The organism is Brevibacterium sp. AGC70, from assembly GCF_057334195.1.
Map to the genome: position 1 here is coordinate 211,097 of NZ_JBHFIH010000014.1, position 13,491 is coordinate 224,587.

The window sequence follows — 13,491 nt, forward strand, 5'->3', positions numbered from 1 at the left end:
GCGCTGCCCCCCGTTCCGTGACGGCTTGGACGAGTTCTACAAGGGGCCATACCGTCAGATGTTTGCCCGGGAGAAGCAGAGTGAGGACGACTTCTTCACGCTGATCGTTCTGGGCGAAGCACTTGGTGTACCGGACCCCGCCGCCTACTACACAGCGGAGTTCCTCCCCAGCCTCTACCAGGACTTCCACGCCTGGCATCGCCGCATGGGCATGCCCGACTCACCTCTGGACCACATCGCATGCTGTTGAACTCGATAGACGGTCTTCGCGTCGTCTTCGTCGGAGGAAAGGGCGGCGTCGGCAAAACCACGGTAGCCTCGTCGCTGGCTGTCGCGCACGCGCTCAAGGGACAGCGCGTCCTCGTCGTCTCCACGGATCCGGCCCACAACCTCGGGCATCTCTGGGACCGTGAGGTCGGCGATGCACCCGAGCGGCTGGTTGCCTTCACTGACGGTGATGTGTCCGGCGGTCTCGTCGATGGGATGGAGATCGATCCGAAGGCCACACTCGAATGCCACCTGGCTTCCGTCGAACGCATGATGAGGCGGATGTTGCCCGAACGCATGCGTACTCATGCTCAGCGTCATCTCGCCCTGGCACGGGAAGCTCCTGGCAGTTTCGAATCAGCGGTTCTCGAACGCGTGGCCGACGCAGTCGCACAGGGGTTAGAGGAGTACGACCTCGTCGTCTTCGACACTGCTCCAACCGGCCACACGCTCAGGATCCTCACCCTGCCTGCGCAGCTGACGACCTGGACCGAGTCGCTGTTGAAGAATCGTGATCGCTCAGAACGCTACTCCGCAGCAATGCGCAGCATCGCGGGCACGTCCGGCGCTGATCCCGCCGCCGAGGCTGACGCTGAGCTCCGCCGCACGCTCATTCGCCGCAGAGACCGCTTCGAGAATCTGCGAAAGGTCATCACTGACCGTTCACGCACCGGATTCCTCGTCGTGTTCACTCCCGAGAGGATGCCGGTTGCGGAGACCTTGGAGTTGGCAGAATCTCTCAAGGCCATCAATGTACCGTTGGCGGCGCTCGTCGCCAATCGGCGTTCCCCCTCGGACGCGGGGCAACTGCTCAAGGATCGCCGTGACGCCGAGGACTCACAGGTTGAACGAGTGCGGCTGATGCTGCCCGACATCCCTCTGTCCGAGCTCCCACTGATGCCAGGAGAGCTGGTTGGACGCCAGGCCCTCACAGAATTCGCTCGACTGCTGTCCTGAAGACGCTCACGCCTCAGCCGTGTCCTTGATTGCGCTGAATGCCGGTTCCGCGATGGTTCAGCGTATAGTCGAAGGGGAGCTGACTCTGGTTCCCCAACGATGGGAGGCCGGATGACCGGCACCGCTCAACTGACCACTGCTGACTCCACCGCCTCGGCTATTGATGGGACACCTGCCAGCGGTCTTCTCACTCTGGGCCTACTTGCCGACTCTTCGATGGAGAACGAACGGCGACTTCCGATTCACCCTCATCACCTCGATCGCATCACCCCCGAGGTACGAGCCGAAATGATCGTCGAACGCGGCTATGCTGAAGATTTCCAGCTGGAGCCCGGTTACATCGAGTCTCGTGTCGGACGAGTCGCGGAACGCTCCGAAGTAATCGAGTCCGCTGAGGTCCTCCTCCTGCCGAAGCCGCAGGCGGCAGACGTGGAGGCGATTCCCGAAGGCCGCATCCTGTGGGGCTGGCCACATTGTGTGCAGGATGAGGCGATGGCGCAGACCGCTATTGATCGACGGCTCACCCTCATCGCCTTCGAAGCGATGAACCATTGGACTCGGCAGGGAGATTTCAGCCTGCACGTATTCCACAAGAACAACGAGCTCGCCGGCTACTGTTCTATCCAGCACGCATTGAGCCTCCGCGGCTCAACCGGTGATTATGGTCCGCGAATGAGTGCGGTCGTCATCGGCTTCGGTGCCACCGCACGCGGGGCTGTCACTGCACTGAAGGCCCAAGGGATCTACGACATCCAGGTCCTCACACAAAGAGGGACCTCAGCCGTCGGTTCACCGATTCACAGCGCGCACATCACCCAGCTCAACACCGGCGATGGTCCGACCCACCTGTCCACGGTGGTCACGGAGGAGGGCGACGTGCTCCTCCCGACCTTCCTCGCCTCACACGACATCGTCCTCAACTGCACGCTCCAAGATGTCTCCGCACCGATGACCTACCTGCGCACAGAGGATCTGAAGGAGTTCGCTCCCGGCAGCCTCATCATCGATGTCTCATGCGATGAGGGAATGGGCTTCGAATGCGCGAAGCCCACAGGTTTCGAGAATCCGATGTTCACAGTCGGACAAGGTGTCAACTACTACGCCGTCGACCACACCCCGTCATACCTGTGGAACTCGGCGACGTGGGAGATCAGCGAAGCGATCCTGCCGTATCTGAGCACGGTTCTGGAGGGGCCGGACGCTTGGGCACAGGTCCCCACCATCTCCCGGGCGATCGAGATCCAGAACGGTGAGGTCAAGAATCCGAGCATCTTGAGTTTTCAGAACCGGGAATCTGAGTATCCGTACACCCGGATCGCAGAGGTGAGCTGAGTCCGCAACCTCGGGCTTGACTGATTCACGTGGCTGGTCTCAGGCTCTCGACAATAGCCTTCGTCCCACTCCACCGGATCGACAATGTCATCGTCACCGCTCCAGGCCGAGCATAGTGGTCGCGATGGCGCCGTTCGCGCATTCCGGTATCTGTGTTCCCATATCCTCATGGATCAACAGCTGCGCTTCAGGGATCTCTGCGGCAAGCGCTTCACCGTTGCCGATGGGAAAGAAGGGGTCGGCTCGACCATGGACAACCAGACTGGGTATTCGCAGGTCACCGAGGCGTTCTCGCCAGCGTGGTGAGCAGTCGATCCGGGAGAAGGTCATGCCCAACTGATTCGCCTGGTGGACCGCGGCCCCCGACGTCGGAGTTCGGTCCCAGATCCGAGCTGCGATCTCGATAGCCTGTGCGGGATCGTTGCCCAGAATAGCGGCGTTGCCAGCTGCATACTCGGCTACGGCTCGACGGTTGTTCCAATCAGGCTGAGGACTCGAGAACACAGCAGACATCACCGTCTGATCGTGGTCCGGCAGGTCATCATCGACAGGACCAGGCGCAACCGGTCGGGTACTCACCAGCGTCAGTGCCGAAAATGACTCCGGGTGATCCAGCGCAGCAACTTGGGCGACCATGCCTCCGACACCTTGCCCACCGAGATGGGCGGAGTCCGCGCCGAGAGCTGCGACAAGGTCCGCGGCGTCATCGGCGAGATCACGCAGGTCGTACATCGGGTTCTCCGGGTCTTTGGTGGTTGAAGCACCCGAATCACGCAGGTCGTAGCGAACGACTCTGCGCCCGCCCTCGGCCACCCGTTCGCAGAGCGAGTCGGGCCACGACAACATCGTGGTTCCGCCGGCTAACAGCACAAGAGGATCCTCTTCGCAGCCGAAGCTCTCTACACCGAGGGTGACGCCGTTCACTCTGAAGGTGGCCATACGGCACGATAGCACTGCGTTCGCTCATGACTGCTCAACAGGATTGCGTCATCCGCTGTTATCGAACGGAGCGCGGCGGGCTCACCCACCTGCACATGGACCTTGTGGGAGAGATCGCGGACACCTGCAGAAGGCGAAGAATGGCCCGGCCAGAAACCCGCATGCGGCGTTTCCGGTGGCCACCTTACGCCGCTCACCCGGAACGAGGGTTGGCGTCGAACCGGAACTTCGCGGAGGCAGACAGCCTCCGCGCCGCCGCACTCACCTCGCTGCGCAGCTCCTCGGGCTGCTCGATCACCACTTCGCATCCGAGCGCGGCGATGACGGCTGGCAGCCAGTCGAGGCGCTCCGCATGGATCTCTGCCCGAAACCAAGCCGAGTCCGAGTCCTGCGGCCGCTGCCTGGCGTATTCGGATCGTTCGAGTCGTGCAACGCTGGCCGGCAGGTGTGTTCGGATCTGGTCTTGGCTCGAACAGATGTGCAGGACGACATGCCACCGATAGTCCGCCTCGGCGAAGAGGTCGACGAGACGCTGCCTGAGATCAGACTTCTGCGGCGCAGCGAACGTTTCTGACGTCGACCGAACTGACCGAATGCGGTCGACTCGGAATGTGCGCTCTTCCTGCTGCCTCGTGTCGAGTGCGAGCAGGTACCACTTGTCAGAATGCGCGATCACGCCATAGGGGTGAATGGTCCTCCTCGATGCGATACCCGCCGAGTTGAGATAGCGCAGGTCGAGAACCGCGTGACGGTCGACCGCGTCAGCCAGACTCAGCATCACCCCAGGATCACCCGAAACGCCACTGGGTTCCGATGAGGGTGCCATTGCCGCCAGCACGGCATCGATCCGCTTCGCATCGGCTGTCGGCAGCGCTCGTTTGATTTTGGCCAGAGCCGTCTGCACGGAAATGCTGGGCTCGCTGGATGCGGGCTGTTCGCGAGACAGCCCCAAAAAGACCGCGACGACTTCTGCACTGCTGAACATGATCGGGAGGACACGCTGGCCGGTGGCGAGCCGGTACCCGCCGTAGCGACCACGCACCGTCTCGACCGGGACCCCCACTTCGCCCAGTCGCGCCACGTCCCTGCGAACCGTGCGGTCATCGACATCGAGTCTGTCGGCCAGCTCCGCAACGGTCCTCAGCTGTGAGGACTGGAGCAGCTCGAGCAGTCGCAGAGTTCGTGCAGTCGTGTCGGCCATAACGTCCACCCTCTCGTATATACAGGACAGTTTTCGCCCGGTATTGACAGTACTCTCATGTCTGCGGCCGCAATCACGGCTCGCATTCGCCGCAAGAGGAGAAGACCATGCAACTGGCAGCCACCCGCATCATCACCGACGACGTCGAAGCGCTGGTCGCGTTCTATGAGACTGCCACCGGGATCACCGCTGTCCGACTGCATCCGATGTTCGCCGAGGTGCGCACCACGTCCGGCACCCTGGCCATCGCCAGCAGCGCCACGGTGCCGCTGCTCGGAGACAATGCTGCCGAGGCGCGGGCGAATCGCAGCATCACGCTCGACTTCCTCGTCGACGACGTCGATGCAACCTATCTGGCGCTGCAAGGTGTCGTCGAGGTATTCGTCAATGAGCCCACGGACATGCCCTGGGGCAACCGCTCACTTCTGGTCAGGGATCCCGACGGCACCCTGATCAACTTCTTCACGCCGAGCAACGAGGCCGCCCGAGACCGATTCTCACGCTGAGTCGCCGAGGTGCTTGCCGAGCCTGCACTGCTGGGTTCTCGAAGTTGTTCTGATAGGTAGGCCTCTGCGATGCTGAGGTGCCCCTGGCTGCCGATGGAGTTCTTCGCTTTCTGCGAGTAGGCGTGGTTCGCGAGTGGAATCTGCACAGTTTCGACGTCGACTCCACGGTCTCGGGCCGCGTCGACCCACGCGAATTGGTCAGCAGGGATGATGACGTCATCACGCATGGCGGTCATCACGAGCGTCGGCGGGGCCGCTGCATTGAGATGCGCGGCGGAATTCACCGCGGCGTAGCGTTTCGAGAATTCCTCGGGGGTGCCACCCGTGTAACTGGTCGCAAATATGCGCGAGCCTGTGCCCGCGCCCGGACCTGCAGGGGCGTTCTCGTAAAGGCCCGTCACGTCGAACGCAGGATAGTCGGCGACGACCGCAGCGGGAACGGGGACGTTCCCACCACACGACGACTCAGCGGTGCCGTCCGCTGCGGCGCCGGCGGTGTTGGCGACCAGATTTCCGCCGGAGCTCTCACCCCAGAACGCGAGACGATCCATATCTGAACCAAGTGTGTCGGCGTGGTCCTGAATCCAGCTTGCGGCGCAGGCAACCTGCGAGGGAGCACTCTGCCAGGTCGCGTTGTCCTTGGTGGCAAGTTCGTATTCGACCGCCACTACCAAGTAGCCGTGGTCAGCCAAGGTGCGAAGCTCTGAGCTCACTGCATCTGGCTCTCCCGCGATCCAGCCGCCACCGTGGACGGCCATGATGGTCGGTGTCGAGCCGTCCACATTCTTCGGCTCGTAGATCGAGAGGGAGAGGTCATCCCCCGCGCTGGTCTTGTCGTACACCTCCTGGCGGTCGGGCGACGCCGCGTCCATTGCGGAGAGCCCGAACGTCGCGGTGAAAAGGTTGACTGATCCGCCGGCCGACGTGATGGCACCGACGAGAACTGTAACCACAGCGATGTTAGTGACCGCGCCGATCCCGCCGAGCCCTGTCGTGACTGCGCCTGTGCGCCGACGCCCCCTGCGCATAGCGACGATTCCGACGAGGAGCACGATCAGTCCTGCCAGAACCGCTATCGGCGCAACGGTGGGCGCAAACCGAGCCGCAACCGTACTGAGTGGCCCTAGCCCGGGAATCAGCGAGGCAAGCCCGAAGATCGCTGCAATCACGCCCAGTATGAGACCGAGAACGAGGACCGATACCCGGAATACCTTCGCGACGCCGCCTCTTTCCGAGTGCGGTAGCGAACTCGTGCTGTTGGTCATCTTCTGTCCTCAACTTTCGATCTTCCAGGTTGACACTCCACCTGCATCAGATCTCATCGTCGCGATCATATGCTGACGCCAGGGGTCACTCTAGCGCAGGGCATGATCCGGTTAGGTGAGCAACCGCCCGTGCGCGGGAGCATCATGAACGCCGACAGCGTTGTCGGAGCTAGCCGAGCAGTTCGACCCCGAAACCCGCGACGACGGCCCGCACTTCTTCGAGGAAGCGTCGCGCTTGCTCGGTGAGCGGGATCCCGGAATGGTCGATCCAACCGATCTCGATGCGTTCGTCGACGTCGAGTGGAATCGCGACGATCTCTGGATCGAGGTCGTCACTGATGATGCCCGTCGAGATCGTGTAGCCGTCGAGCCCGGTCATGAGGTTGAAGATCGTCGCACGATCGGAGACCCGGATCTCCTGCCTACTCGACAAAGTCGACAGGATCTCCTCGGCGAAGTAGAACGAGTTGTTCGCTCCCTGATCGAAGGTGAGCCGTGGCACGTCGGCGAGATCGTCGAGCGTGACGCGATCTCGTGCGGCAAGCGGGTTCTTCCGGGAGATGAAGATGTGCGGAACTGCAACGAAAAGCGGGTGAAAGGCAAGCCCGGAGTCCCGCAGCAGTTTGTCGATGACCTTCTGATTGAAGTCGTTCCGGTAAAGAATGCCGAGTTCACTGCGGAGCGTGCGAATATCTTCGATGATGTCCCAGGTGCGAGTCTCTCGCAGCGAGAACTCATACTCGGCCGCATCGCTGGCCTTGACCATCCGCACGAACGCATCAACCACGAACGAGTAGTGCTGCGCCGATACCCCGAGCAGACGCCGCGATGGGGGCCGACCGAGATAATGCTGCTCGAGGAGGTCCGCCTGCTCAACGACTTGCCTCGCATAGCCGAGGAACTTTGCACCCTCAACTGTGAGTGTCACCCCGCGGGCGGATCGGAAAAGCAAGGCCCGACCCACCCGGGTCTCAAGATCCTTCATAGCTGCAGACATCGTCGGCTGGGAGACATAGAGCAGATCAGCAGCGGCCGTGATCGAGCCCTCCGCCGCGACCTCGATGAAGTAGTGGAGTTGCAGCAGTGTGATGCTTCTCAATCCTCGGGACATAGATAAAGACTATATGAACCCATAGTTCAGCCAAGTTACCCGATATCCACCCGTTGCCTGCAGGATGGTTTCGAAGACCTCCGCATGGCCGAGCCCGGCCGATCGATCACGGAATTGGACGTCCATGACTACCAAGTTCACTTTCAGCATCACTACCACCCGATTCGACGAGCACTACTCGCCATCGGATAGTTCACGCGCCACGACGAACTTCGCGAACCTCGCCAGGGGCGAGCATCGTCGGCAGAACCTCCGCAACACCCTGACGACTATCAATCGCCGGTTCAACGACCTCGCCCACTGGGACAACCCCGATAGGGACCGCTACACCGTCGCCCTCGAGATCGTCTCCGGGGAGCTCCTGTTCTCAGCCACAGGCTGCGATCAGAAATTCCCATTGCTCGAAGTCCTGGATATCCAGATCCTCGATCGAAAGACTGGTGACCGCCACCCCGGGATCGTGGGAAACAACTTCTCGTCCTATGTCCGCGATTTCGATTTCAGCGTGCGACTTCCAGCGGTCAACGATGCTGCGAGCGAATTCACCGTCCCCGACGACTTCGGCGATCTCCACGGCAAACTGTTCCAGCACTTCCTCGATTCCGCAGCATATCGGGAACGCTTCCAGGCGGCACCCGTGGTCTGCATCAGCGTATCGACGAGCAGGACGTACCATCGGACCGAGAATCACCATCCGATTCTCGGCGTGGAGTACCAGCAAGACGAGTATTCGCTGACCGACGACTACTTCGGAAAGATGGGACTGCAGGTGAGATACTTCATGCCGCCCGGCGGTGTCGCGCCGCTTGCATTCTATTTCCGCGGCGATCTCCTCAACGACTATTCCAATCTGCAGCTCATCGGCACGATCAGCACGATGGAGACCTTTCAGAGGATCTATCGACCGGAGATCTACAACGCGCACGTGGCCGCCGATAAGACCTACCGACCGACGCTGAAGCGGCAGGACTTCTCGGAGACACCGATCGCCTACGATCGCGCCGAACGTAGTCAGCTCGCAATCAAGCAGGGAAAGTACACGGAGGAGGCTTTCGTCAACCCACACCGGGAGATGCTCGAACAGTGGGCCGCCAACCATCCCATTCCAGCTGCATGACCATAGGAGAAGAATCGATGACGCCGACACTATTGCCCATTTCGATCGTCGGCAGTCTGCCGAAGCCGTCGTGGCTCGCACAGCCTGAGACTCTCTGGTCACCGTGGAACCTGCAGGGCGATGACCTGGCTGAGGGCAGGCGCGATGCCCTGCGTATCGCGGTCCACGAGCAGACCAACCGCGGAATCGATATCATCAGCGACGGAGAACAGACCCGACAGCACTTCGTGACCACATTCATCGAGCACCTCAACGGTGTTGATTTCGAGAAGCGGGAGACGGTTCGAATCCGCGATCGCTATGACGCAAGCGTGCCTACCGTGGTCGGCGCCGTGAGCCGTGGGGAACCGGTGTTCGCCGACGACGCGAAGTTCCTCCGGCAGCAGACCGACCAACCGATCAAATGGGCGCTCCCGGGCCCGATGACCATGATCGACACGCTCTACGACGGCTATTACAAGAGCCGCGAAAAATTGGCCTGGGAGTTCGCCGCTGTCCTCAATCAGGAGGCGCGGGATCTGGAAGCAGCCGGAGTGGACATCATCCAGTTCGACGAGCCTGCCTTCAATGTCTTCTTCGACGAGATGACGGACTGGGGAATTGCCACTCTGGAGAGAGCCGCGGAAGGACTGCGCGCAGAAACCGCCGTACACATCTGCTACGGCTACGGGATCACGGCAAACAATGACTGGAAAGCAACCCTCGGGTCCGAATGGCGCCAGTACGGGGAATCATTCCCGCTCCTGCAGCAGTCGACCATCGACATCGTCTCACTGGAGTGCCATAACTCCGGTGTCCCTATGGACCTCCTCGAGCTCATTCGCGGCAAAAAAGTCATGCTTGGGGCCATCGACGTGGCAAATGAGACCATCGAGACTCCGGAGGAAGTTTCCGACACCCTGCGCAAGGTGCTCAGATTCGTCGACTCGGACAAACTCATCCCGAGCACGAACTGCGGCATGGCGCCGTTCTCGCGGGATGTTGCCCTCGGGAAGTTGAGCGCGCTGAGCGCGGGAACGAGCATCGTTCGTGAAGAGCTCTCTGTCGCAAGCTCTTGAACCCACTGACGGCATAGTTTGACCTCAACAAGCCGATGCAGGGATCGCCGTCGGACTCCGCCGATCACGATCCCGACCGACTGCCTGGACTATCTGGATTATCAGATAGATTGATTCTTGGAGCGGTCGGAACGCTCCAGAGCCTCCGTCGTGGCCCGGAGACGCCATTGGGCAGTCGCAGCCACGCTGTCGAATGCAGCTGTCGCCGCAATGAGTGCGACGCCCAGCCGGGACGGCCGTCGTGACATCGCAATGAGACAGACTCCGACCCAGCCGAGGTTGACAGCCGCCGCAAGTGCGAGGTCACTGTCGCGGGAACGCACCGCGCCTGCAAACAGCGTTGCGCTTGTTGCGCCCAGTGCGGTCACTATGATCGGGCGGGACGTCAGCGAAAGATCGATGGATGAGGCAACGCGATCACTGCCCAGCACTGCCGATCCGGCGATCGCGCATCCCACGCCGTCAGCAACGAGCACGCCCCTGGCGCAGAATTGGCGATTCACTTCTACCTGCCCCCAGACGTCGAACCGGAACTCGATTCCACACTAGCCCGGAGCCCCGCCACGTGCCTACATATCGGGCCTTCTGAGTGCAACGCCACGCCACACACTAGCAAGCAGCGGATTCTCCCATGCACCTTTCACCGGGCTCAGCAAAGACGAGAAAGCACAACATTGATGCATGGGACATACTCCATGAGACTACCTCGCGCTCAAGCATCTGCCCGGTACAGCTACAGAGGCTTCTCGCTGAATGTGGTGAGCAAGCGGGCGAATCGAGAGATGTCGTCCCGTGCCCAATCGCCTATGTGCTCGGCAATGGCCGCGTCCAACCGTCGCCTCGTCACCGTTGTGGCTTCTGTCCCGAGGCTGGTCAGCGCGTAGTAGACCGCCCTCCGATCTGGGCCGCCCACAGTGTCAATCAGTCCAGCGGCGGCCAGTGTCGCCGCGCGTCTGCTCACCACCGATCGATCTGTGCCCACCTCGAGAGCGATATCACGTGCCGACGGCGACCCATCGGCACGAGCGACCGCGCTGAGCACCGGATAGGTCGACTCGTTCAGCCCTTCCGCGATGCCGTGCGTGAGATCAGAGTAGAGACGACCTCTGAAAGCTCGCCCGAGAATCTTCCCAAGGGCCTCGGCAATCACCCGTTCGTCATTCATGTCCAGCCTCCTCGTGCCACCTGGCTACCGCCGTCGCCACCCGCCCTGGCCTCTGCGCCGGTGCGGGAAACGACCGCAAGATCCACAAAATATCTATGCAACTTGCACAGATGGGTGCTAAATTTACCTATGCAACCAGCATAGCTAAGAAGAGGAGACCACATGACCGACATCGCCGCAGCACTGCACGATCTGCTCAATGAGCGTCAACTGCCGCTGGAAGAGGCCGTGCGCAGGCATTTCACCGACACATATCGTCAACGAACCGATGGCACGTGGGACGACCGCGCCGGGTTCGTTCAGCACATTGCGCACCTCCGCACGATCGTCGCGAATGCGGCTATCACCATCCGCGATGAGCTGCGGGACGGTGACCGGTACGCCGATCGCCACATAGCTCACATCACCAAGCAGGACGGGGGCGAGGTAGTCCAAGAGGTCTACCTGTTCGGAGCCCTGGCACCGGATGGACGCTTCGACAGAGTAGAGGAGGTCACGATGATGCTCGATGGCGACGAGGGCGACCGCGATATCGGCTCGGCCCGCTGATTGCTCGGGTCCGAAGATTCGCATTGCGGAGATGGGTTCCCAGAGGTCTGACAGACTCCGAACCGCCGGTCAACGGCCGAGAAGCGTTGCCAGCGCGGCGGAACGGCCTTCGAGCTGCTCGGCGTAGCTGCCGTCGCGCTCGGCCCAGCGCAGGTGGTGTGCGGCCTCGACGACGACCTCGTTCGGGCCCGGCTCCTGCGTGATGATCCCGATCACTTCGTCGAGGAACGCACCCATCGGGAGGGCGGCAGGGTTGATCTTCTCCTGGCCGGCGTTCGCTATAGCCGGCGGTACGAGCTCGGTGACTCCAATGCCCGTACCGGCGAGTTGTGCGCGGAGCGCCTCGGAGTAGGCATGCACGCCGGCCTTCGTCGCACCGTACGTCGGCATCGCAGGGAACGGCATGAAGCCGATGCCTGACGAGACCGTGATGAAGTCGCCGGTTCCCCGCTTAAGGAGATGCGGAGTAAACGCGTCGATCACGCGGATTGTGCCGAGCAGATTGATTTCTATGGCCCTCTCTGCGACGGAAGAGTGCGCGGGAACACGCAGGTCTTCGATTGGCATGAGGCCGGCCATCGTCACCACGAGGTCGAGATCGGGTTGCGCGGCAAGGACCTCGTCGCGCGCCTGGGTGATCGACTTCGGGTCGGTGACGTCGATGCGGATCTGGCCAGGTCCGTCGGCGCTGCGGCCGCCGACGATGACAGCGCTGCCGGCATCGCGAAGCCGGACCGCGAGGGCGGCGCCGATGCCTGCGGTACCGCCAACGATGAACGTGGTTCGTCCGTGGATGTTCATGGTTATCCCTTTCCGTACCCCGATTCTCGAGGCCGGTTTCCAGTGTGGAACCGAAACAGAGGCGCAGGGAGAGCCGAGCGGATCCAGGGCAGTCACAGGGCATCCCCTCCGTTCGCGCCGTGCCGTAACGTGAGGAGTATGGATCCCAACGAGAACCGCCTCGGCGACTATCTGCGTGCGCGGCGCGACCTTGTCAGCCCGGAACAGGTGGGGATCCCCGCAGATGGTCGACGCCGCGTACCCGGTCTGCGGCGGGAAGAGCTCTCCATGCTCGCGGGGATCAGCGCCGACTACTATCTGCGCCTCGAACGCGGGCGCGACAGACACCCGTCAGAGCAGGTGGTTTCGGCTCTCGCTCGCGTGCTGAAGCTCGACGACTTCGAGACGCGCTACTTGCGGGAACTCGCGCGGCCGATGCCGTTGCGCCACTCGCCACGTCGGAAAGAACGCGTGCCACAGCGGCTGCACACGCTTCTGTCAACGATCGGCGTGCCAGCCTTCGTCGAAGGACAGGCGTATGACGTGCTCGCTTCGAACGGTCTCGCCCGCGCGTTGTCGCCACGCCTCACCCCTGGTGAGAACCGGCTGAGGTCGTTGTTGCTCGACCCCGCCGAGCGTGACTACCACGCGGACTGGGAACGCCAGGTGAGAGGGTTCGTCGCCGCATTCCGCGGGTCAGTCCGTGGGCGGGAGGACGATCCACGCGTCCAAGAGCTCGTCGGCGAGTTGTCGCTCGCCTCCTCGCGGTTCCGTGAGTTGTGGGCACGCCACGACGTGCGCGAACTGTCCGGCGGAACCACCCAAGTACGCCACCCGACGATCGGTGACATCACGCTTCACCGCGACAAGCTGCCCGTCGACGGCATGACGCTCGTCGTCTACTACGCAGCAGACGAAGATTCCGTCCAGAAACTCGCGCTCCTGCACCCCGATATCACAGCGCACGCGTGACTCCATTACACCCCGGGCAACTGCCTCACACACCGGCGGTCGCGTCGACTCAGCTTCGTGTTGGTCCGCCGGCAGCCAAGTTCGACCCACGAGGTCTCAGCCATATCGAACAGAGACCAAGCGTGCAAGCGCACCCGCCCGAACGCGTATTGGTGGCCCGCACTGACGTCCACCCCGGCAACCGCCCGGGAACATCGCGTGCATCGCCGACACCTCCGACAGGTGCGCAACTTCCGCGGGTGCGTCAGCTGCTCTTGTCGACGCCGGCGTCG

At 62.1% G+C, this 13,491-nt stretch carries 14 protein-coding genes and 1 pseudogene; 8 read left to right on the forward strand and 7 right to left on the reverse strand.

Annotated elements, in window-relative coordinates; all coding sequences use genetic code 11:
* The first annotated feature begins 25 nt into the window (after window positions 1–25).
* The 3 genes from ACE03M_RS11165 (at window position 26) to ACE03M_RS11175 (ending at window position 2,556) form a co-directional block, all read left to right on the forward strand.
* Window positions 26–250 (forward strand): cory-CC-star protein, encoded by a 225-nt coding sequence (locus tag ACE03M_RS11165; protein WP_485934304.1) that lies wholly within the window; start codon window positions 26–28, stop codon window positions 248–250.
* Complete coding sequence (locus tag ACE03M_RS11170) at window positions 241–1,224, forward strand: ArsA family ATPase (RefSeq protein ID WP_485933992.1); 984 nt, start codon at window positions 241–243, stop codon at window positions 1,222–1,224. Before ACE03M_RS11165 ends, ACE03M_RS11170 begins: the two co-directional genes overlap by 10 nt.
* A 111-nt stretch (window positions 1,225–1,335) precedes the next feature.
* A complete protein-coding gene (locus ACE03M_RS11175) occupies window positions 1,336–2,556 on the forward strand; it encodes a N(5)-(carboxyethyl)ornithine synthase (protein WP_485933993.1) in 1,221 nt (406 codons plus the stop codon).
* 93 nt (window positions 2,557–2,649) lie between these two features.
* On the opposite strand, the gene ACE03M_RS11180 is transcribed toward ACE03M_RS11175, so the two are convergent.
* On the reverse strand, window positions 2,650–3,495 hold the full coding sequence (locus ACE03M_RS11180; RefSeq protein ID WP_485933994.1) for an alpha/beta fold hydrolase: 846 nt from the start codon (window positions 3,493–3,495) through the stop codon (window positions 2,650–2,652).
* Window positions 3,496–3,688: 193 nt separating this feature from the next.
* Window positions 3,689–4,696, reverse strand: coding sequence for a helix-turn-helix transcriptional regulator (locus ACE03M_RS11185; RefSeq protein WP_485933995.1), 1,008 nt, complete (start codon window positions 4,694–4,696; stop codon window positions 3,689–3,691).
* 107 nt (window positions 4,697–4,803) lie between these two features.
* Between ACE03M_RS11185 and ACE03M_RS11190 the strand changes: the two genes are divergently transcribed.
* Window positions 4,804–5,202 carry a VOC family protein gene (locus tag ACE03M_RS11190; RefSeq protein ID WP_485933996.1) on the forward strand — a complete coding sequence of 133 codons (399 nt, stop codon included), beginning with the start codon at window positions 4,804–4,806 and terminating at the stop codon, window positions 5,200–5,202.
* Between the two features lie 113 nt (window positions 5,203–5,315).
* Here ACE03M_RS11190 and ACE03M_RS11195 read toward each other — a convergent pair.
* Both ACE03M_RS11195 and ACE03M_RS11200 read right to left on the reverse strand, forming a co-directional pair.
* Window positions 5,316–6,467, reverse strand: a pseudogene (locus ACE03M_RS11195) (alpha/beta hydrolase); the annotation flags it as partial.
* Between the two features lie 169 nt (window positions 6,468–6,636).
* Window positions 6,637–7,578 carry a LysR family transcriptional regulator gene (locus tag ACE03M_RS11200; protein ID WP_485933997.1) on the reverse strand — a complete coding sequence of 314 codons (942 nt, stop codon included), beginning with the start codon at window positions 7,576–7,578 and terminating at the stop codon, window positions 6,637–6,639.
* 124 nt (window positions 7,579–7,702) lie between these two features.
* Between ACE03M_RS11200 and ACE03M_RS11205 the strand changes: the two genes are divergently transcribed.
* Complete coding sequence (locus ACE03M_RS11205) at window positions 7,703–8,695, forward strand: putative oxygenase MesX (protein WP_485933998.1); 993 nt, start codon at window positions 7,703–7,705, stop codon at window positions 8,693–8,695.
* Window positions 8,696–8,712: 17 nt separating this feature from the next.
* Complete coding sequence (locus tag ACE03M_RS11210) at window positions 8,713–9,753, forward strand: methionine synthase (protein WP_485933999.1); 1,041 nt, start codon at window positions 8,713–8,715, stop codon at window positions 9,751–9,753.
* Between the two features lie 101 nt (window positions 9,754–9,854).
* On the opposite strand, the gene ACE03M_RS11215 is transcribed toward ACE03M_RS11210, so the two are convergent.
* A complete protein-coding gene (locus tag ACE03M_RS11215) occupies window positions 9,855–10,256 on the reverse strand; it encodes a hypothetical protein (RefSeq protein ID WP_485934000.1) in 402 nt (133 codons plus the stop codon).
* A 230-nt stretch (window positions 10,257–10,486) separates the two neighbouring features.
* Complete coding sequence (locus ACE03M_RS11220; RefSeq protein ID WP_485934001.1) at window positions 10,487–10,918, reverse strand: MarR family winged helix-turn-helix transcriptional regulator; 432 nt, start codon at window positions 10,916–10,918, stop codon at window positions 10,487–10,489.
* 162 nt (window positions 10,919–11,080) lie between these two features.
* Between ACE03M_RS11220 and ACE03M_RS11225 the strand changes: the two genes are divergently transcribed.
* Entirely contained in the window at window positions 11,081–11,467 is a 387-nt protein-coding gene (locus ACE03M_RS11225; RefSeq protein ID WP_485934002.1) for a hypothetical protein, read from the forward strand.
* A gap of 69 nt (window positions 11,468–11,536) precedes the next feature.
* On the opposite strand, the gene ACE03M_RS11230 is transcribed toward ACE03M_RS11225, so the two are convergent.
* On the reverse strand, window positions 11,537–12,268 hold the full coding sequence (locus ACE03M_RS11230) for an SDR family oxidoreductase (protein ID WP_485934003.1): 732 nt from the start codon (window positions 12,266–12,268) through the stop codon (window positions 11,537–11,539).
* Window positions 12,269–12,406: 138 nt separating this feature from the next.
* Here ACE03M_RS11230 and ACE03M_RS11235 point away from each other — a divergent pair, with 138 nt between their 5' ends.
* Window positions 12,407–13,219 (forward strand): helix-turn-helix domain-containing protein, encoded by an 813-nt coding sequence (locus ACE03M_RS11235; RefSeq protein ID WP_485934004.1) that lies wholly within the window; start codon window positions 12,407–12,409, stop codon window positions 13,217–13,219.
* The last annotated feature ends 272 nt before the right edge of the window (window positions 13,220–13,491 follow it).

Excerpts from the sequence above, each read along its gene's own strand:
- ACE03M_RS11170 (WP_485933992.1), top strand. The coding sequence starts at position 241 with ATGCTGTTGAACTCGATAGACGGTCTTCGCGTCGTCTTCGTCGGAGGA.
- ACE03M_RS11175 (WP_485933993.1), top strand. The coding sequence starts at position 1,336 with ATGACCGGCACCGCTCAACTGACCACTGCTGACTCCACCGCCTCGGCT.
- ACE03M_RS11180 (WP_485933994.1), bottom strand. The coding sequence starts at position 3,495 with ATGGCCACCTTCAGAGTGAACGGCGTCACCCTCGGTGTAGAGAGCTTC.
- ACE03M_RS11185 (WP_485933995.1), bottom strand. The coding sequence starts at position 4,696 with ATGGCCGACACGACTGCACGAACTCTGCGACTGCTCGAGCTGCTCCAG.
- ACE03M_RS11190 (WP_485933996.1), top strand. The coding sequence starts at position 4,804 with ATGCAACTGGCAGCCACCCGCATCATCACCGACGACGTCGAAGCGCTG.
- ACE03M_RS11200 (WP_485933997.1), bottom strand. The coding sequence starts at position 7,578 with ATGTCCCGAGGATTGAGAAGCATCACACTGCTGCAACTCCACTACTTC.
- ACE03M_RS11205 (WP_485933998.1), top strand. The coding sequence starts at position 7,703 with ATGACTACCAAGTTCACTTTCAGCATCACTACCACCCGATTCGACGAG.
- ACE03M_RS11210 (WP_485933999.1), top strand. The coding sequence starts at position 8,713 with ATGACGCCGACACTATTGCCCATTTCGATCGTCGGCAGTCTGCCGAAG.
- ACE03M_RS11220 (WP_485934001.1), bottom strand. The coding sequence starts at position 10,918 with ATGAATGACGAACGGGTGATTGCCGAGGCCCTTGGGAAGATTCTCGGG.
- ACE03M_RS11225 (WP_485934002.1), top strand. The coding sequence starts at position 11,081 with ATGACCGACATCGCCGCAGCACTGCACGATCTGCTCAATGAGCGTCAA.
- ACE03M_RS11230 (WP_485934003.1), bottom strand. The coding sequence starts at position 12,268 with ATGAACATCCACGGACGAACCACGTTCATCGTTGGCGGTACCGCAGGC.
- ACE03M_RS11235 (WP_485934004.1), top strand. The coding sequence starts at position 12,407 with ATGGATCCCAACGAGAACCGCCTCGGCGACTATCTGCGTGCGCGGCGC.